Genomic DNA, 16,718 nt, shown 5'->3' on the forward strand with positions numbered 1-16,718 from the left:
TGCTTTTCAATGCCGTGCCTTCCTTGTAGGTGAAACATATGAAATGGACGCTGCCTAATATCCTGACCACGCTACGTCTTTTGGCGGCACCCTGCCTTGCCGTCATGTTCCTTTATTTCGAACGCCCCTATGCGGACTGGATCGCGCTTATCCTGTTCATCAGTGCGGCCGTCACGGACTGGTTTGACGGCTATCTGGCGCGAAGCCGGAAACAGGTGACGAAACTGGGCGCGATGCTGGACCCGATTGCCGACAAGGCGATGGTGGTCATCGCGCTGATGGTCATCGTCGGGTATTCCTCGATGTCGCCCTGGCTTGTGCTGCCTGCAACGGTCATCCTGTTCCGCGAAGTGTTCGTATCGGGCTTGCGTGAGTTTCTTGGGGATACGGCGGGCACGCTGAAAGTGACCGCGCTTGCCAAATGGAAAACGACAGCGCAAATGATCGCCATCGCGGTGCTGTTCTCTCAGGGGATTTTCGAGCATTTCCTGGTGATTTCCTTGACCGGCATGGAACAGGAAACCATCAATGGGGTCTTCGCGGGCGACGTTCGTGACACGAACGGGTTGCTTTGGAAATCGGCTGGCGAAGTCTGGGCGGGCCGCATCGGTCTTTGGCTCTTGTGGGTCGCGGCCGGGCTGACGCTCATCACCGGGTTCGACTACCTGCGCAAGGCATTGCCATTTCTGCGGGAGGTGAATTGATGGATGTACTTTACTTCGCATGGGTCCGTGAGCGGATCGGCGCGCCGAAGGACAAGATCGAGACCAACGCAGCGACCGTTACAGAACTGGTCGATGAACTGCGGGCGCGTGAACCCCGTTATGAGGCCGCTTTCGCTGATCTGAGCGCTCTAAGGGTGGCTGTGGATCAAGAACTTTCGGATTTCGACGCGCCGCTGGCCGGCGTGCGCGAGGTCGCCTTTTTCCCGCCAATGACCGGGGGCTGATCCCGTGCGGGTGGCGATCCAGTCCGACAGCTTTGATTTTGCGTTCGAGGCGGAGGCCTTTGCCCGCGATCTAGACGGTGCAGGCGCGGTGGTCACCTTTACCGGAATCGTCCGCGATGTGTCCGGCGGGCTTGAGGCGATGGAGATCGAGCATTACCCCGGCATGACCCAATCCGCCCTCACCGCCATTGCCGAAGAAGCGATGGAACGCTGGTCGCTGGCTGATGCGCTGGTCATTCATCGTCACGGACGCCTCGCCGCGGGCGAACAGATCATGATGGTCGCCACCGCCGCGCCGCATCGCGGAGATGCATTTGAGGCGGCGCAATTCCTGATGGATTACCTGAAATCCCGCGCGCCTTTCTGGAAAAAGGAAATCACGCGCGACGGGGCCGAATGGGTCGCGGCTCGCGAAGATGACGAAGCCGCCTTGAATCGCTGGAAATGAATCCCTCTTTCAAAGGCAAGCTGGTGGCACTTGTCGGCGTGCTCGTCCTGACGCCTGATACGTTGTTCATGCGATGGTCCGAGTTTTCCGGACCGGCGATGGTGGGCTGGCGCGGATCGCTGATGGCGGCTGTCTTCCTGTTGATATGGGCCATCACCAGCCGCGACCGTCGCGCCGACACGCGGCTTTTGTTCAGCCTGCCGGGGATCACCGCCATACTCGCGCAGTCGCTGAATGCATGGGGCTTTTCGACCGGCGTGGCGCTTGCGCCAGTCTCGGTCGTGTTGATCGCGGTGGCCACCGTGCCGATCTGGGCCGCCTTTTTCAGCCGCGTCATCATCGGCGAACATACCCGCCGGGCGACCTGGGTGGCCACGGCGCTTGTGCTTGTTGGGATCGTCATCGCTGCGGTGGGGGACGGGTTCGACATCAGCGGCAGAACCGAAATCATCCTTGGCGCGGGCTGCGGATTGCTTGTGGCGGCCATGCTCGCGCTGAGTTTCGTGGTGTTCCGCTTGCGTCCTGACCTTCCGATCCTGCTAAGCGTAGGCAGTGGCGCCGCACTGGCCGGATTCTGGGGTATCATGAGGGCGGGGCCCGAGGGCATGGCAGATGGACACCTCTGGCCGATCCTTGTCTGCGGTCTGCTTATCCTGCCGTTTTCCTTCTTTGCGATGTCGGCAGCGTCCCGGCTGACTCAGGCCGCGAACGTCAGCCTGATTATTCTTCTCGAAACGATGCTCGGCCCGGTCTGGGTCTATTACGGCATCGGAGAAGCACCGGGGCCGGCCATGTGGATCGGGGGCCCGCTGGTGGTGCTGACGCTGGCGGTCTACATTGTCTGGACAACGCGGCATCCGCTTGAGCAGGCGTCGCTCGCTACCGGATAGCGTGCAGGCTCAGACCTTGGTATGCTGCGCCTGAATATGCTCGACGTAACGGCGCATCTCTTCGGCCTCGTGCCGGGCCTCGCGCAGCCCGTCCATCGCGGCGCGCAGCTCGGCCTCGGTCTGGCTCAGCTGGTTCGACAGTTCAGATTCGCGCTGCTGCAGGTAGGCAATCGCCTGATCCCGGGTCTCTTCTGCCTCGTGCAACTCCTGGCTCATGCGGTCCAGCTCATTCACATCCTGTGGGCTGACACGGGTAAACCTGTGCACCAGCCAGTTCGCGAACCAGCCCGCCGCGAAGGCGACGAACAGGACGATAGCCGTCGGGATGATGAATTCTATTCTATTCACTTTCTGATCCTTCTTCGGGCGATTCCGCCTTTTCCTCCGTCTCGGCGTCGGGCGTGGATTCCGCCGTGTCCGCAGCGTCATCGACCGAACTGTCTTCTTCCGTCGCACCATCCTCCGCGGCGGCCTCGCGCGCGACGGCGTCGAGCGTTGACGGTGTCTCTTGCGTCGGTTCAGGCAGGATCAGGCGGAATTCGATCCGCCGGTTATTCTCGCGCCCGGCCTCGGTACCATTATCCGCGATGGGGTTTGCTTCGCCATAGCCTTTTGCAGTGTAGCTTGACGTCAGGATCCGGCGGGCGCGCAATTCATTCAGCACCGATTGCGCGCGGTCCTGGCTGAGACGCTGGTTCATCGATTCCCGGCCCTGGCTGTCCGTGTGGCCCTGAATTTCGATCCGCAGGTCGCCGCATTCCGCAAGGATGTCGGCAATCGCGTTCATCGTATCCAGCGATTCTGCCGCAATGGTGGCAGAGCCCGGTTCGAAGGTGATCTTGCCGGTCGACCGCTGAACCTCGGCAATATCCGCTTCACACATCTCGGGTGTCTTCGGCTCATCTGCCGGCGGCGGCGGCGGCTGATAGGCGACTTCGAGATCATAGGTTTCATTTTCGCCCAGACGGTCGGCCAGCAGGCCGGAAATCTCGGCGCTGGCGTTCTCGTCATTTGCGATACCGCGCAGCTTGAGGCTTTCCGGGGTCACGACCACGACACCCTGAACAAGACGCGACAGCGCCTCGATTCCCGAAAGCACCCGCACGGGCCAGTCGCCGGGCAGCCCCTCGGCAGTCCGGGCAGCGGAATAGACGCTGGCAGAGCCGAACCGCGCCTTGGCATAGCTGTCGGCCATACGCTGCAGGTTTTCGTCGTTGAGACGCCCACGCAGCTGGACAAGCCCTTCGGGGCTGAGTGTGGCAGTGAATTCCGGCGTGATGTTTTCGTCTTTCGACTCGGGCTCCGGCAGCACCGCATGCAGCACGAAGACCGACGGCAGGTCGGCCTCCAGCTCGCCCACGACGCGGTCGAACAGGGCGGGATCGGTACCTTGCTGCGCCACGAGTGTCACGTCCGCATCGGCAAAAGTGACCGAGCCCGCACCAAGTTCGCCCACCGCGTTCAGGGCCTGAACAGCAGCTTCGGCCCAGTTCGGCGAGGGCACACCCAGACCGATGACACAGCGCGCACCAGTCGTATTCCCGGCGGCCTCGGCGGCCACGAGAATCCTATCGCGTGCCTCTTCGGTATCGGCGGAGCAGGCATCGAACCGGCCGCCTTCGTCGTCGATGATATACCTAAGCGTAAAGGGCGTTATGACCGGGCGCGGGGCCGAGATTTCCAGCCGGACATTAAGACCGGGATGTGCTGCGCGATTCAGGGTATCTTCGAGTTTCTTGCGCGCCTCGGGGCTGTCGACCACGGCGTTGATCGTGACCTGCCCGACACCGATGGACACCTTTGAACGCGGCAGCTGCGACAGGGCGGAAAGCGTATAGGCCATCGCGTCTTCCCAGCCATCCGGCACGGGGTAGTCGGCAACTTCCATCAGGTCGCTGACCGGTGCGGGTTTGGCGATATCCTCAAGCCGTTCCACGAGCGCATCGCGATCGGTGGCGGCAGGGATCAGGCCGATCATCGAAATCCCGCTCGCGTTTCGCAGGATTTCGACAGAGAAACGCGGCGGCGCAAGCGCCTTGCTAGCCTCGACATCCATCTGGTCGACGATCCGGGTGGTATCCACAACCTCTGCCACCGTGGTGACGGCGTTGAACCGGGTGGCTTCGTCCGGGGCCGTTCCGGTCAGGATGACACGCAGACCATCGGCTTCGACCTCGGTCCAGTCGTGCCCGTGCGAATCGAGCGCCCCGCGTACCGCGATTTCCGAGGATTCTTCGACGGCCGTTGCAATGAAACCCGAAGCGGCGAGGCTAATTCCAGCAGCTGCTACAAAGGTCAGACCGCTGATGAAGAGAACCGATAAACGCATTGAACTCGGTTTGCCTTCCTTCTTGTGAAACTGGCGAATTCATAACGGCACGGGACTAGGGGATCAATCAAACGCACAGGGCAAATGCGAAGAAGATAAGCGGAATAAGGCCGGTATCGCGATTTGCGTGAAACAGTCGAAGCATCTTCGCATTGTCCTCGGGGTCGAAGCCGCGCAATTGCCACGCCATATGCCATCCCATGGCCCAGGGGCCTGCAAGCGCGAGGACCAGTGCAAGCACCGAAACCTGACCCAGAAGCGCCTGTATGATCGCCAGCCCCATCAGGGTGACACAGATCACGAGAAAGTATTTCAGGTAGCGTGGCGAGTCGGCCCCGAACAGGCGCGCGGTGGATTTCACGCCGATCAGCGCGTCGTCTTCGGTATCCTGATGGGCATAGATCGTGTCATAGAAAAGCGTCCAGGCGATCCCGGCGAGGTAGAGCGTGATCGCAGGCCAGCCCAGCGATCCGCTATGGGCGGTCCAGGCCAGCAGCGCACCCCAGTTGAACGCCAGCCCCAGAAAAACCTGCGGCCACCAGGTAAATCGCTTGGCAAAGGGATAGACCGCCACCGGCAACAGGCTGAGGATGCCAAGTCCAATCGCGGCGGTGTTGAAGGTCAGCAGGATGCAAAAGGCAACCAGCGACTGGGTGACCAGATAGGCCAGTGCCTGTTTCACAGTCACCGCGCCCGCCGGGATCGGACGCGACCGGGTCCGCGCCACCTTGTCGTCGATGTCTCGGTCCGTGATATCGTTCCACGTACAGCCCGCGCCCCGCATCAGCCAAGCACCGATACCGCAGCCGACAAAGATCCAGAGATCTTCCCAGCGCGGATCCTGTCCGGCCAGCATGGCCAGCGCCAATCCCCACCAGCAGGGCAGCAGCAAGAGCCATGTGCCGATGGGCCGGTCGGCGCGCGAAAGTCGCAGATAGGGACGCGCCGCTGCAGGAGCGTAAAGATCGACCCAGTTGCCGCGTGCCGCATCCGCAACCTGTCCATCTGGTGTCGGGGCGTTGCCTTGCATATATCCATTCCATGAATGCGAAAATCAGACTGTATGTAGATCACCCTCTGGGGCAGGGGCAAACGGTTCCTTTGGAACGCGATCAGGCGCATTACCTGTTCGGGGTCATGCGGCTGGGGCAGGGGGCGCAGATCCTGCTGTTCAACGGGCATGAAGGCGAATGGCTGGCCGAGGTGGTCGAGGCTGGCAAGCGCGGCGGATTGCTGAATATTCTCGAGCAGACCGCGCCGCTGCAGGAACCGCCCGATCTCTGGCTGCTCTTCGCGCCGATCAAGAAGGCGCGCACCGATTTCATCGTGGAAAAGGCGGTGGAACTGGGCGCGGCGCGGATCGTCCCGGTGCAGACCGAATTCACCAACTCCGAGCGAATCCGGCAAGACAGGTTGCAGGCCCATGCGGTCGAGGCGGCGGAGCAATGCGGCGCGACGGTGGTGCCCGAAGTGACCGATCTGAACAAGCTAGACCGGCTGCTGGCCGACTGGCCAGAGCGCCGGACGCTCTATTTCTGTGACGAGGCGCAAGCCGGTACACCCAGCGGTTTCGCCGATGACACCGGGCCCGCCGCGATCCTGATCGGACCCGAAGGCGGGTTTTCCGATGCAGAACGGGCGCGTTTGTCATCAAAGCCATTTGCCCGCACGCTAAGCCTTGGTCCGCGCATCCTGCGGGCGGATACGGCTGCGGCAGCGGCGATCACGCTCTGGCAGTATCACAGGGGGGATTGGAGATGAGTTTTATCCGGCCCGAGGCGCGCGACGCGATCTGGCGCTGGCGCGAGGTGCTGACCGGCATCGCCGTCGCCCTGGTGGGTCTGTCATGGGTGCTTGGCCCGCGCGGGCTGCTGGGCCTAGTCGGCTGGGTCGCCATCGCCATTGGTATCGCCCTGGTCGTGATCGGTGCGCAACGGGCCCGGTTCCGCAAGACCGAGGATGGCCCGGGCGTAGTGACGGTGGATGAAGGCCAGATCGCCTATTTCGGACCGCTGACCGGCGGTGCCGTGGCGCTTGGAGATATCGAACGCCTGACGCTTGATCCGACGGCCCGCCCGCCGCATTGGGTGCTTAGCCAAAAGGAACAGCCCGCGCTGAACATCCCGGTGAACGCTGCCGGGTCCGAGGCGCTTTTCGATGCGTTTTCAGCGCTTCCCGGTATCCGGACGGAACGCATGCTCAGCCATCTTCAGGGTAAAACCCTTCACCCTGTCGTGATCTGGGAGAGGGTGCCACTGCGCCCAGTGAACCAAAGGCTGCATTGACACTCCGGCGAATTCGTCCCACTTCTGGCCGCTACGGTACAACGAGAACGGAACCTATCTCTCATGTCCATTCCCCAATCCGGCGGTGGCCCGATCGAGCGGCACGAACAACTGGCCCAATACCTGGCCGATGGCTGCAAACCCAAGGCCGATTGGCGGATCGGAACCGAGCATGAAAAGTTCGGGTATTGCAAGGATACGCACAAGCCGATTCCCTATGAAGGCGAACGCTCTGTCCGCGCGGTCCTGGAAGGTCTGCGCGATGTGCACGGCTGGGCGCCGGTCACGGAACAGGGCAAGCTGATCGGGCTTGAAAAAAACGGTGCCAACGTTTCGCTTGAGCCCGGTGGGCAACTGGAGCTTTCCGGCGCGCCGGTCGAGACCATCCATGAAACCTGCGACGAGGTGAATGACCACCTGCGCGAAGTCAAGGATGTCGCGGACAAGGTCGGTGTCGGTTTCATCGGTCTGGGCGCGGCGCCCGAGTGGAAGCACGAAGATATGCCGCTGATGCCCAAGGGCCGCTACAAGCTGATGGACGGCTATATGCAAAAGGTCGGCACGATGGGCCGGACTATGATGCGTCGCACCTGCACGGTTCAGGTCAACCTCGATTTCTCCTCCGAGGCGGACATGGTGCAGAAACTGCGCGTCGCGATTGCGTTGCAGCCGGTTGCAACCGCGCTGTTTGCGAATTCGCCGTTTTTCGAAGGTAAGCCGAACGGGCTGAAATCATGGCGTTCTCGGGTCTGGCGCGATCTGGATGCGGATCGCACCGGCATGGTGCCGTTTGTTTTCGACGAAGGTTTCGGGTTCGAATCCTGGGTGGAATACGCGCTCGATGTGCCGATGTATTTTGTCTATCGCAACGGGCAGTATATCAACGCGCTGGGCCAGTCGTTCCGCGATTTCCTGAATGGCGAACTGCCCGCGCTGCCGGGTGAGACGCCGACGCTTTCGGACTGGGCCGATCACCTGACGACGCTGTTCCCCGAGGCGCGGATCAAGAAATTCATCGAGATGCGCGGTGCCGACGGTGGCCCGTGGCGGCGGCTTTGTGCGCTCCCGGCGTTCTGGGTTGGGCTGACCTATGATCAGTCGGCGCTCGACGCGGCCTGGGATCTGGTCAAGGGCTGGGATGCCCCCACCCGTGAAGCGCTCCGCGTGGCGGCAGCCGATCAGGGGCTTCAGGCAAAGGTCGACGGTATCGACATGCACGAACTGGCCCGCGAAGTGGTGGCAATTTCCGAAAGCGGGTTAAAGGCACGGGGCCGCAAGGGTGCGGGCGGCATGGTGCCGGATGAGACTCATTTCCTGAACGCGCTGAAGGAAAGCGTCGAAAGCGGCAAGGTGCCCGCCGATGAACTGCTTGAGCATTACAACGGTGACTGGAACGGTGATCTCAGCCGGATCTACGGCGAATACAGCTATTGATCTTCGGGTTCCGGGCGCAGACCCAGAATGAAATCGCAGACCTTGGATAGCGACATCTCGCAGGGCCGGATCACGGTCCGGTCCTGCAGTGCGTACAGGTTAAGGCTGATGTAATTGGACCCGTCCAGTTGCTCGGCCACCAGTTTCCAGCTTTTCCCATTGGCAAAGCTCGTCTTTGAAAAGACGTAGCGCGCGCCCTGATACTTCGCGGTATGTGTGCCTGACGGTAGCGCATGGAAGGCGGCGATGACGTCGGGCAAGGGGGAACCTTTCACTCGTTACGAAAGGTTGAACGCATGTGGCCGGACTTTCCGTCGCAAACTATTTGCTGCCGATCCGGGGTTCGGTGCCGTTCATGAGCCGGGCGATATTGCTGCGATGGCGCCAGAAGACCAGCGCTACCACAAGCGCGCCCAGCAATAGCGTTTCAGAGCGGTCGAAGACTATCGCCCAGACCAGAGCGCTTGCGGCAGCAACCAGCGCGGACAGCGACGAGATGCGCGTAGTCAGCGCGGTCAGCAACCAGACGGCGCAACAGGCGAGCCCGACGGGCCATGCGAGCGCCAGCCACAGGCCAAGGAAAGTGGCAACGCCCTTGCCGCCCTTGAACCCAAGCCAGACCGGGTAGCAATGACCGATGAAGGCGGCGAGGCCGGCGATCTGTGCCGCGTCCTCTCCACCGATCTGACGCGCGATCAGAACGGCAACAGCGCCTTTGGCGCCGTCAAACAGCAGCGTCAGCGCCGCCGCGAGCTTGTTGCCGGTGCGCAGAACATTCGTGGCACCGATATTGCCTGAACCGATGCTGCGCAGATCGCCAAGGTTCATGACGCGGGCGAGGATCATTCCCGAGGCGATCGACCCAAGCACATAGCCCATCACGGCGCAAAGCAGCAGGAGAATCGGCGCGGTATCCAGAACGGGCATCAGTCTCTCCGGTAAACGGGCTGGCCCGCCACATAGGTGGCCAGCACCCGGCCCTGAAGCCGTGCCCCGTCAAAGGGCGTGTTCTGCGATTTCGAATGCAGCGTGTAGCGGTCCAGCACAAAGGGTACGTTCGCGTCGAACAGCACCAGATCGGCCGGAGCGCCCTGAGACAAGCGACCCGAGTCCAGCCCCAGCCGACGCGCGGGGTTCAGCGACATGGCGCGGAACAGTTGCGGAAGGTTCAGCTGGCCCGAGTGGTACAGCCTCAGTGCAGCGGGCAGCAGTGTTTCCAGCGCAACCGCGCCGCTGGCGGCCTCTTCAAACGGGCGACGTTTGGATTCCTCATCCTGCGGGGTGTGCATGGACGAGATGATGTCGATCAGGCCGGAGGCCACAGCCTCGATCACCGCCAGCCGGTCGTCCTCGGCGCGCAACGGCGGCTTGATCTTGAAGAAGGTCCGGTAATCGGCGACGTCCAGCTCGTTCAGTGTCAGATGGTGGATCGACACACCGGCGGTGATGTCGAGCCCATTCTTCTTGGCGCGTTCCAGCGCGGGAAGCGCGCGGGCGGTGGTGATCTGATCCGCGTGGTAGCGGGCGCCGGTCATCTCAATCAGGGCGATGTCGCGGTCCAGCCCCATGCGTTCCGCCATAGGGGACACGGCAGGCAGGCCGCGAAGGCTGGCGAACTTGCCCGAGGTCGCGGCGGCGCCTTTGCTTAGTCCCGGTTCCTGCGGGTGGGCGATGACCAGCGCGCCGCAGGACCGGGCATAGGTCAGCGCACGGCTGAACACCTTGGTATCGCGGATCACGTTGTCGCAATCGGTAAAGGCGACCGCCCCGGCATCCAAAAGGAAGGAAATCTCGGTCATCTCGCGCCCTTCGCGGGCCTTGGTCAGCGCGGCCATCGGCAGCACGTTGACGGGCGCGGCCTCGTTCGCGCGGCGACGGACGAATTCCAGAACCTCGGGCGTGTCGATGGCGGGAGTCGTATCGGGGCGGGTGACCATCGTGGTGACCCCGCCCGCTGCTGCAGCCAGCCCTGCCGAGCGATAGCTTTCCTTGTGCCGCTCGCCCGGTTCGCAGACCTTCACGCCGATATCGACGATCCCGGGCGCGAGGCATTTGCCATTGCACTCGACGATGTCCAGCCCGGCACGGTCGATGTCTTTAGGGACCTCCGCTTCCTCGCCAGATGCAAGAATCTTTCCGTCGTGCACCAGAAGCGCGCCGAGTTCGTCGCTGCCGGCCTCGGGATCGATCAGCCGGGCGTTTTTAAAAAGGGTTGTCATACTGTCAGGTCCTCCGGGGCGCTGGGGCATCCTGTCCGCAGACGGACTGGGCGCGGCGCAGCGCAGCGATGGTGGCGGCGGGATCGGCCTGATACTTGATCAGATGCTTTTCCCCGGTCATGGTGACGATCTGGACAAAGCTGCCCATCGTCCTGAATTTGCTGATTTCGTCGAGTTTTACCTCGCGCCCGCCGGGACCGATCAGGCGCGAACCTCGCACCTCCCAGACGACGGGCAGTTCCTCGGAGGCGAGGAACCAGCCGCGAAAGGCGATGGCGGCCAGACCGGCGACAGCGCCGACCCAGACGTTGGGATCGTCCAAGAGCCAGAGCACGCCCATCGCGCCACCCATCGCCAGCGCCGCGACCTTGGTCTGGCTGTGGAAATAGGCCGCCCGATCAACGCGGAAACGAAGGGGGGCCGCTGTTACCATAGCACCATCGCGAAGGTGAGCAGGACCAGCGCCACGAAGACGGCAAAGACGATCGCACCGATGCGGCGGGCCTGACCACGCGCCTCTCTGGGCGAGGGCGGTCGTGCCTGTGGCTTCGCGCTTTCGGTTTCAATCGGCGGGCCGCTCCAGTCCGTCGCCGGGCGTCCGAAGGTGGCGATAAGCCGTAGGCGCGACGCGGGATGCAGCTCGGCCGGGCGATCATGAAAGGCACGGGAGTGCAGGATCAGAACATGCCCATAAAGCGCGTCGAGCTTTTCGCGCGCGGCTTCGACCTCGGCGGCATCGACGCCGCTGCCTTCGGTGAGGTAGCCGGCAAGCCCGACCTCGTCGAGATCGGAGATCTTGAGGATGACCACGTGATCGGGATCAAGATCGCCATCGCCAAGCGCATCGGCTATCGCGCCGGGTTCTTCGCGCAGGAACCGCACCTGTTCCGGGCGCATGTCCAAGGCAAAAACCCGAACGACGCGGCGCTCGCCTGCCGGGACTGAAATCGTTTCACTCATGCGGCGGTTCTCTGTCGCAGGTTACGGGCAAGCAGGTCCATTGCGGCCATCCGCACGGCGACGCCCATCTCGACCTGATCCTGAATGACGGATCGGTTGATGTCATCCGCCAGCGTGCCGTCGATTTCGACGCCCCGGTTCATCGGACCGGGGTGCATGACGATGGCGTCTTCCTTGGCCATGCCAAGCTTTTCGCTGTCGAGCCCGTAGCGGAAGTAATATTCGCGCTCCGAGGGGATAAAACCGCCATCCATGCGTTCTTTCTGAAGCCGCAGCATCATCACGACATCCACGTCGCGCAGGCCCTCGTTCATGTCCTCGAAGACTTCGACACCGAATTCGCCGATGCCCGAGGGCATCAGCGTCGGGGGACCAATTAGGCGGATGCGGTTCTCCATCTTGCCGAGCAAGAGGATGTTGGAACGTGCCACGCGCGAATGGGCGATATCACCGCAGATCGCGATGTTCAGACGGTGCAGCCGACCCTTGGCACGGCGAATCGTAAGCGCGTCGAGCAGGGCCTGCGTCGGGTGTTCATGACGCCCATCACCTGCATTCAGCACCGCGCAATTGACCTTTTGCGCAAGCAGATCGACGGCCCCCGACGACGGGTGCCGCACCACCAGCAGATCGGGATGCATCGCGTTCAGCGTCATCGCCGTATCAATGAGGGTTTCACCCTTTTTGACCGAGGAGGTCTGCATCGACATGTTCATGACATCGGCGCCAAGCCGCATCCCGGCCAGTTCGAAACTGGCCTGCGTGCGCGTCGAGTTTTCGAAGAACATGTTGATCTGCGTCATGCCAGCCAGCGCATCGCCATGTTTCTGTGGCTGTCGGTTCAGATCGGCATAGGTGTCGGCAAGGTCCAGCACGGCCGTGATATCCGACGGGGCCAGATGCTCTATTCCCAGAAGATGTCGGTGGGAAAAGGTCATGTGGGCCTCGCTGTCTTGTGATCATCTGCTTATTGCATCTGGACGGGGATGCATCAACCGGGATTAAGGGCTCAGCGCGAGCCGGGGCGGATCGGCGGGCGCTGCGTGGGCGAGCAACTGCCGGTGTCGGTGCACCTTGTGCCGGGCGCGCAGATCGTGCCCTCGGTGCAGCGGGTCGCCCCGATGGCCGAACATCCGCCTGCCTCGAGACATAGGCTGTTGGCCGGGCAATACCGCCCCTGTCCGCAATCCGTCGCGTTGGCCGGAATGCACCCGCCGCCGATGGAACAGCGGCTGCCCGGCGCGCAGGTCAGACCGTTCGAGCAGATCTCTGCCCCGGGAATGCAATTCGACGCCAGACCACCGGATTCACCGGGCAGGCAGCGCCGGTCGGGCAGGTTCAACTGGGGCGGCTCAATCCGCGGAAAGGGTTTCAGCCCTCCCGAGAGGTCAGGCAAAGCGGGTTCGGGAATCGGCGGGATGCGCCCGGAACGGGTCATGCCGTTTGAGGGGGGCAGCGGGTTGAGGCTGCCCGGGGGGCGCTGCTGTCTCAGGCTTCCGGCGGGCGGGTCAAGCAGGCTGCCCTGCGCCCCGGCATATTCGGCAAGGAATACAGCGGTGAAAAGCACCAGCAACGCGCCTAGATGCAGGTTGCGAATCCATCGGGACAGGCTGGGTCGGAAAGCGGGGGACATCTTGTATCACTTGGCACTGGAACCTGAATTGTCCAGATCATAGGGTGCTGGGAATGGAATCATATCAGGAATTCGAAGCAGCGCGGGCGATGCTGGAATGGCAGATCGAACTTGGCGCGACCGAGGCGATCTGCGATGCACCCATCGATCGCTACAGCCTGCCAGACGCTTTGCCGAAACCGGCGCAACCCTCCGGCGTCTCGCAGGCCGTGGCCCAGATCGAGGACGTCGAGGTGGATGCCGTGGCCGAAGCGCGCGCGGCGGCAAAGGCGGCCGCTTCGCTGGACGCCCTGCATGCCGCGCTGGCCGCGTTTGAGCATTGCGATCTCAAAAAAGGCGCGCGCAGCCTTGTGTTCGGTGACGGTACACCGGGCGCACGTGTCATGATCATCGGAGACGCGCCGGACCGCGACGAGGATCGCGCTGGACGTCCGTTTGTCGGCAAGCCGGGGGAATTGCTCGATGCGATGCTGGCGGCCATTGGCCTCAGCCGATCCGAGAGCGTTTACGTCACCACGGCGCTGCCATGGCGTCTGCCGCAGAATCATGAACCACGGCCCGACCAGCTTGCGATGCTGCGCCCCTTTCTTGAACGTCATGTCTCGCTGGCGGCACCCGAGTTCCTCATCGTGATGGGAAACACGGCCTGCGACGCGGTGCTGGAAAAGCGGGGGATTTCGCGGCTGCGCGGCCACTGGGCCGAGATATGGGGCCTTCCGGTGCTGCCGATGCTGCATCCAGCGCAGCTTCTCGGACGGCCGAGAGACAAAAAAATGGCATGGGCAGACCTGCTGGAACTGAACGCCCGGCTGAAACGGAGTACATCATGAGAATTCTGGCCTTTTCCGATCTGCACCTCGATACGGCGCGGGCCGCCGAACTGGTCGAAGCGGGCAACAGCGCGGACCTGGTCATCGGTGCCGGCGATTTCTGTAACATGCGGCAGGGTCTGGACTTGGCGATGGACATGCTGGGTGAGATACGCCGCCCCACAGTCCTTGTGCCCGGCAATGCCGAGAGCGCGGACGAATTGCGCGCGGCGGTGCCCGAGGGTTTCGCGGTGCTGCACGGTCAGGGCATGACGATCTCGGGCCTGCGGCTCTTCGGGCTTGGCTACGGGGTGCCCGAGACTCCGTTTGGCGACTGGTCCTGCGACCTCGACGAAGAAACTGCCGCCGACATGCTGAAGGAATGCAAAGCGGCGGACATCCTGATCCTGCATTCCCCGCCAAAGGGCGTAGCGGATTCGACCTCTAGCGGTCTCTCTGTCGGGTCCGTGGCGATCCGTGACGCGATCCGGCGCATTCAGCCCCGGTTGGCGGTCTGCGGTCACATCCACGACAGTTGGGGAGAAACGGGCCAGATCGGCGAGACGCCAGTGGTGAACCTTGGACCGATGCCGAACTGGTTCGAAATTCCGGACTGACCCACAATCACCCCCAAGGAGACGCAAGATGCCCGAGAGCGCGCAGGTCAGGGAGTTCATGCCGGTACGGATTGCTGTGCTGACGGTTTCGGATACCCGCAGCATGGAAGATGACCGCTCGGGGCAGGTGCTTGTGGACAGGCTGTCCGAGGCGGGGCACGTGTTGGCCGACCGGCGGATCGTCGAGGATGACCGCGCGGCGATCGGCGCCCATCTGCGCGACTGGATCGCCAACCCTGACGTGGACGTGGTGATTTCCACGGGCGGCACCGGTCTCACCGGGCGCGACGTGACGGTGGAAGCGCATCGCGACGTCTATGAAAAAGAGATCGATGCCTTTGGCACGGTCTTCACCATTGTGTCGATGAAAAAAATCGGCACCAGCGCGGTTCAATCACGCGCCACGGGTGGCGTGGCAGGCGGAACCTACCTCTTTGCGCTGCCCGGTAGCCCGGGGGCTTGCAAAGATGCATGGGACGAAATTCTGTGCCATCAGCTCGACTATCGTCACAAACCCTGCAATTTTGTCGAGATTTTTCCGCGCCTAACGGAAAATCAGCGACGGAAATAGGCGTTCCCGGCGTATAAGGGAATGTGACCCTGTCTGTGCCGCGCAAGCGGCAGCCGGTATCCTTGTGCCGGACAGGCCAGGTCACGGTGGAATAAGGGTACGTTGATCAAGCATGAGATTCCTGCGTCAAACACTGATCGGCCTGTTTCTGTCGGCGCTCGCGCTGGCACTGGTGATTTATGCCGTGCAGAGCGTTTTCCTCGCGGTGCAGGACAGGATGTCTCAGGAGGGGCGCGAGATGCCCCCGAACGAACGGGTCTTTGCAGTGAACCTGCAAGAGGCCCGGCTGGAAACCGTTGTCCCCGAGCTGGAAGTTTTCGGTCAGGTACAGAGCCGTCGCACCCTTGAAATCCGCTCGCCCGTGGCCGGTCGTGTCGTCGAACTCGCCGCGTCCTTTGAAGAAGGCGGCGTGGTCGAACAGGGCGACATGCTTCTGCGGATCGACCCCAAGGACGCACAGTCGGCACTGGAAACGGCGCGCAGCAATCTTCAGGACGCAGAGACAGAGCTGCGCGATGCAGAGCGCTCGCTTGACCTTGCCCGCGACACGCTGGCCGCCGCCGAGGAACAGGCGGAGCTTCAGGAACGTGCCTACCAGCGGCAGATCGATCTGGAAACGCGCGGTGTGGCAACATCGGCGACGGTGGAAAGCGCCGAGCTTGCGGCGGCCTCGTCCCGGCAAGCCGTGCTGGCCAGCCGCCTGTCGCTGGCACAGGCAGAGCTGCGCATCGATCAGGCAAAGACCGATCTTTCCCGGATGCAGCTTGCCGAACAGGACGCGCAGCGCGATCTTGAAGATACGGTGATCACGGCGGAGTTCGCCGGTACGCTCAGCGATGTGAATGTCGTCGAGGGCGGTCTGGTTTCCGTGAACGAAATGCTGGGCAATATCGTCGATGGCACCGCGCTCGAAGTGTCGTTTCGCGTCTCGACTTCGCAATACGCGCGGCTGCTTGGTCGCGACGGATCGCTGATCAAGGCACCGGTGCGGGTGACGCTGGATGCCAATGGCGCCGACCTACAGGCCGAAGGGCAGATCAGCCGCGACAATGCCCGCGCCGGGGAGGGCCAGCTTGGCCGAATGCTCTATGCGCAGCTCGATCCTGCACCCGGTTTCAAACCGGATGACTTCGTGATCGTCAAGGTGGACGAACCGCCGCTGGCGGAGGTCGCGCTCTTGCCCGCATCGGCGCTGGATTCAAGCAATACGGTGCTGGTTCTGGAGGATGGCGACCGGTTGCAGTCGCTATCGGTCGAGCTTGTGCGCCGTCAGGGCGATGACGTGCTGGTGCGGGGCCAAGGCCTTGCCGGTCAACTGGTCGTGGTTGACCGCACGCCGGTTCTGGGACCGGGGATCCGGGTGCGTCCGCTGAACCTGCCACCGTCCGACGATGAGCCGCCTTCGGATCTACTGGAATTGAGCCAGGAACGGCGCAGCAAGCTGGTGGCCTTTGTCGAAGCGAACGAAGGCATGCCGGCCGAGATGAAGGCGCGTATGCTGGCGCAGCTCAGCAGCGATAAGGTGCCGGCAGGGCTTGTGGCCCGTATCGAATCTAGGATCGGGGGCTAGGACA

21 protein-coding genes are annotated in these 16,718 nt (G+C 62.7%); 11 read left to right on the top strand and 10 right to left on the bottom strand.

What is annotated here, in order from left to right; translation table 11 throughout:
* Positions 1-38: 38 nt before the first annotated feature.
* Genes pgsA through ACU0FH_RS07020 form a run of 4 tightly spaced genes read left to right on the top strand, consistent with a single transcriptional unit; the run spans position 39 to position 2,287 of the window.
* The gene (gene pgsA / locus ACU0FH_RS07005) at positions 39-704 is read left to right on the top strand and encodes a CDP-diacylglycerol--glycerol-3-phosphate 3-phosphatidyltransferase (protein WP_238370915.1); all 666 of its coding nucleotides are present in this window, start codon (positions 39-41) and stop codon (positions 702-704) included.
* Entirely contained in the window at positions 704-949 is a 246-nt protein-coding gene (gene moaD / locus ACU0FH_RS07010; RefSeq protein ID WP_238370916.1) for a molybdopterin converting factor subunit 1, read from the top strand. Before pgsA ends, moaD begins: the two co-directional genes overlap by 1 nt.
* A gap of 4 nt (positions 950-953) precedes the next feature.
* A complete protein-coding gene (locus tag ACU0FH_RS07015; protein ID WP_446193960.1) occupies positions 954-1,397 on the top strand; it encodes a molybdenum cofactor biosynthesis protein MoaE in 444 nt (147 codons plus the stop codon).
* Positions 1,394-2,287 carry a DMT family transporter gene (locus ACU0FH_RS07020; protein WP_446193961.1) on the top strand — a complete coding sequence of 298 codons (894 nt, stop codon included), beginning with the start codon at positions 1,394-1,396 and terminating at the stop codon, positions 2,285-2,287. Before ACU0FH_RS07015 ends, ACU0FH_RS07020 begins: the two co-directional genes overlap by 4 nt.
* Positions 2,288-2,296: 9 nt before the next feature.
* Here ACU0FH_RS07020 and ACU0FH_RS07025 read toward each other — a convergent pair whose 3' ends face one another.
* The 3 genes from ACU0FH_RS07025 to ubiA form a co-directional block, all read right to left on the bottom strand.
* Positions 2,297-2,635 (bottom strand): hypothetical protein, encoded by a 339-nt coding sequence (locus tag ACU0FH_RS07025; RefSeq protein WP_446193962.1) that lies wholly within the window; start codon positions 2,633-2,635, stop codon positions 2,297-2,299.
* On the bottom strand, positions 2,628-4,616 hold the full coding sequence (locus tag ACU0FH_RS07030) for an OmpA family protein (protein ID WP_446193963.1): 1,989 nt from the start codon (positions 4,614-4,616) through the stop codon (positions 2,628-2,630). Before ACU0FH_RS07030 ends, ACU0FH_RS07025 begins: the two co-directional genes overlap by 8 nt.
* 67 nt (positions 4,617-4,683) lie before the next feature.
* Positions 4,684-5,646 (bottom strand): 4-hydroxybenzoate octaprenyltransferase, encoded by a 963-nt coding sequence (gene ubiA / locus ACU0FH_RS07035; protein ID WP_446193964.1) that lies wholly within the window; start codon positions 5,644-5,646, stop codon positions 4,684-4,686.
* A gap of 11 nt (positions 5,647-5,657) precedes the next feature.
* On the opposite strand from ubiA, the gene ACU0FH_RS07040 reads away from it, so the two are divergent.
* The 3 genes from ACU0FH_RS07040 (at position 5,658) to ACU0FH_RS07050 (ending at position 8,335) form a co-directional block, all read left to right on the top strand.
* Positions 5,658-6,377, top strand: coding sequence for a 16S rRNA (uracil(1498)-N(3))-methyltransferase (locus ACU0FH_RS07040; protein WP_446193965.1), 720 nt, complete (start codon positions 5,658-5,660; stop codon positions 6,375-6,377).
* Positions 6,374-6,901 (top strand): hypothetical protein, encoded by a 528-nt coding sequence (locus ACU0FH_RS07045; protein WP_446193966.1) that lies wholly within the window; start codon positions 6,374-6,376, stop codon positions 6,899-6,901. Before ACU0FH_RS07040 ends, ACU0FH_RS07045 begins: the two co-directional genes overlap by 4 nt.
* 63 nt (positions 6,902-6,964) lie before the next feature.
* Positions 6,965-8,335 carry a glutamate--cysteine ligase gene (locus tag ACU0FH_RS07050; RefSeq protein WP_446193967.1) on the top strand — a complete coding sequence of 457 codons (1,371 nt, stop codon included), beginning with the start codon at positions 6,965-6,967 and terminating at the stop codon, positions 8,333-8,335.
* On the opposite strand, the gene ACU0FH_RS07055 is transcribed toward ACU0FH_RS07050, so the two are convergent.
* From ACU0FH_RS07055 to ACU0FH_RS07085, 7 genes are all read right to left on the bottom strand, one after another.
* Positions 8,329-8,595 carry a hypothetical protein gene (locus tag ACU0FH_RS07055; protein ID WP_446193968.1) on the bottom strand — a complete coding sequence of 89 codons (267 nt, stop codon included), beginning with the start codon at positions 8,593-8,595 and terminating at the stop codon, positions 8,329-8,331. The genes ACU0FH_RS07050 and ACU0FH_RS07055 overlap by 7 nt on opposite strands.
* 61 nt (positions 8,596-8,656) lie before the next feature.
* Positions 8,657-9,262 carry a glycerol-3-phosphate 1-O-acyltransferase PlsY gene (gene plsY, locus ACU0FH_RS07060; RefSeq protein WP_446193969.1) on the bottom strand — a complete coding sequence of 202 codons (606 nt, stop codon included), beginning with the start codon at positions 9,260-9,262 and terminating at the stop codon, positions 8,657-8,659.
* Entirely contained in the window at positions 9,262-10,554 is a 1,293-nt protein-coding gene (gene pyrC / locus ACU0FH_RS07065) for a dihydroorotase (protein ID WP_446193970.1), read from the bottom strand. Before pyrC ends, plsY begins: the two co-directional genes overlap by 1 nt.
* Before the next feature lie 4 nt (positions 10,555-10,558).
* The gene (locus tag ACU0FH_RS07070) at positions 10,559-10,987 is read right to left on the bottom strand and encodes a hypothetical protein (protein WP_446193971.1); all 429 of its coding nucleotides are present in this window, start codon (positions 10,985-10,987) and stop codon (positions 10,559-10,561) included.
* The gene (locus ACU0FH_RS07075) at positions 10,981-11,514 is read right to left on the bottom strand and encodes a hypothetical protein (protein ID WP_446193972.1); all 534 of its coding nucleotides are present in this window, start codon (positions 11,512-11,514) and stop codon (positions 10,981-10,983) included. Before ACU0FH_RS07075 ends, ACU0FH_RS07070 begins: the two co-directional genes overlap by 7 nt.
* Positions 11,511-12,452, bottom strand: a complete 942-nt coding sequence (locus ACU0FH_RS07080; protein ID WP_238370929.1) for an aspartate carbamoyltransferase catalytic subunit — start codon at positions 12,450-12,452, stop codon at positions 11,511-11,513. The genes ACU0FH_RS07075 and ACU0FH_RS07080 overlap by 4 nt, the downstream gene beginning before the upstream one ends.
* Before the next feature lie 71 nt (positions 12,453-12,523).
* The gene (locus tag ACU0FH_RS07085; RefSeq protein WP_446193973.1) at positions 12,524-13,147 is read right to left on the bottom strand and encodes a hypothetical protein; all 624 of its coding nucleotides are present in this window, start codon (positions 13,145-13,147) and stop codon (positions 12,524-12,526) included.
* Between the two features lie 53 nt (positions 13,148-13,200).
* On the opposite strand from ACU0FH_RS07085, the gene ACU0FH_RS07090 reads away from it, so the two are divergent.
* The 4 genes from ACU0FH_RS07090 (at position 13,201) to ACU0FH_RS07105 (ending at position 16,714) form a co-directional block, all read left to right on the top strand.
* Positions 13,201-13,977 carry a uracil-DNA glycosylase gene (locus ACU0FH_RS07090; RefSeq protein WP_446193974.1) on the top strand — a complete coding sequence of 259 codons (777 nt, stop codon included), beginning with the start codon at positions 13,201-13,203 and terminating at the stop codon, positions 13,975-13,977.
* Positions 13,974-14,573, top strand: coding sequence for a metallophosphoesterase family protein (locus ACU0FH_RS07095; RefSeq protein WP_446193975.1), 600 nt, complete (start codon positions 13,974-13,976; stop codon positions 14,571-14,573). The genes ACU0FH_RS07090 and ACU0FH_RS07095 overlap by 4 nt, the downstream gene beginning before the upstream one ends.
* A 28-nt stretch (positions 14,574-14,601) precedes the next feature.
* Complete coding sequence (gene moaB, locus ACU0FH_RS07100; RefSeq protein ID WP_446193976.1) at positions 14,602-15,144, top strand: molybdenum cofactor biosynthesis protein B; 543 nt, start codon at positions 14,602-14,604, stop codon at positions 15,142-15,144.
* 112 nt (positions 15,145-15,256) lie between these two features.
* The gene (locus tag ACU0FH_RS07105) at positions 15,257-16,714 is read left to right on the top strand and encodes an efflux RND transporter periplasmic adaptor subunit (RefSeq protein ID WP_446193977.1); all 1,458 of its coding nucleotides are present in this window, start codon (positions 15,257-15,259) and stop codon (positions 16,712-16,714) included.
* Positions 16,715-16,718: the final 4 nt, after the last annotated feature.

It is taken from the genome of Heliomarina sp. (genome assembly GCF_052826185.1).

What these genes read in the sequence shown, in the direction of transcription:
- moaD (WP_238370916.1), top strand. Translation starts at nt 704, where the DNA reads ATGGATGTACTTTACTTCGCATGGGTCCGTGAGCGGATCGGCGCGCCG.
- ACU0FH_RS07090 (WP_446193974.1), top strand. Translation starts at nt 13,201, where the DNA reads ATGGAATCATATCAGGAATTCGAAGCAGCGCGGGCGATGCTGGAATGG.
- plsY (WP_446193969.1), bottom strand. Translation starts at nt 9,262, where the DNA reads ATGCCCGTTCTGGATACCGCGCCGATTCTCCTGCTGCTTTGCGCCGTG.
- ACU0FH_RS07105 (WP_446193977.1), top strand. Translation starts at nt 15,257, where the DNA reads ATGAGATTCCTGCGTCAAACACTGATCGGCCTGTTTCTGTCGGCGCTC.
- ACU0FH_RS07045 (WP_446193966.1), top strand. Translation starts at nt 6,374, where the DNA reads ATGAGTTTTATCCGGCCCGAGGCGCGCGACGCGATCTGGCGCTGGCGC.
- pyrC (WP_446193970.1), bottom strand. Translation starts at nt 10,554, where the DNA reads ATGACAACCCTTTTTAAAAACGCCCGGCTGATCGATCCCGAGGCCGGC.
- ACU0FH_RS07080 (WP_238370929.1), bottom strand. Translation starts at nt 12,452, where the DNA reads ATGACCTTTTCCCACCGACATCTTCTGGGAATAGAGCATCTGGCCCCG.
- moaB (WP_446193976.1), top strand. Translation starts at nt 14,602, where the DNA reads ATGCCCGAGAGCGCGCAGGTCAGGGAGTTCATGCCGGTACGGATTGCT.
- ACU0FH_RS07050 (WP_446193967.1), top strand. Translation starts at nt 6,965, where the DNA reads ATGTCCATTCCCCAATCCGGCGGTGGCCCGATCGAGCGGCACGAACAA.
- ACU0FH_RS07095 (WP_446193975.1), top strand. Translation starts at nt 13,974, where the DNA reads ATGAGAATTCTGGCCTTTTCCGATCTGCACCTCGATACGGCGCGGGCC.
- ACU0FH_RS07070 (WP_446193971.1), bottom strand. Translation starts at nt 10,987, where the DNA reads ATGGTAACAGCGGCCCCCCTTCGTTTCCGCGTTGATCGGGCGGCCTAT.
- ACU0FH_RS07085 (WP_446193973.1), bottom strand. Translation starts at nt 13,147, where the DNA reads ATGTCCCCCGCTTTCCGACCCAGCCTGTCCCGATGGATTCGCAACCTG.
- ACU0FH_RS07030 (WP_446193963.1), bottom strand. Translation starts at nt 4,616, where the DNA reads ATGCGTTTATCGGTTCTCTTCATCAGCGGTCTGACCTTTGTAGCAGCT.
- ubiA (WP_446193964.1), bottom strand. Translation starts at nt 5,646, where the DNA reads ATGCAAGGCAACGCCCCGACACCAGATGGACAGGTTGCGGATGCGGCA.
- pgsA (WP_238370915.1), top strand. Translation starts at nt 39, where the DNA reads ATGAAATGGACGCTGCCTAATATCCTGACCACGCTACGTCTTTTGGCG.
- ACU0FH_RS07040 (WP_446193965.1), top strand. Translation starts at nt 5,658, where the DNA reads ATGAATGCGAAAATCAGACTGTATGTAGATCACCCTCTGGGGCAGGGG.
- ACU0FH_RS07075 (WP_446193972.1), bottom strand. Translation starts at nt 11,514, where the DNA reads ATGAGTGAAACGATTTCAGTCCCGGCAGGCGAGCGCCGCGTCGTTCGG.
- ACU0FH_RS07020 (WP_446193961.1), top strand. Translation starts at nt 1,394, where the DNA reads ATGAATCCCTCTTTCAAAGGCAAGCTGGTGGCACTTGTCGGCGTGCTC.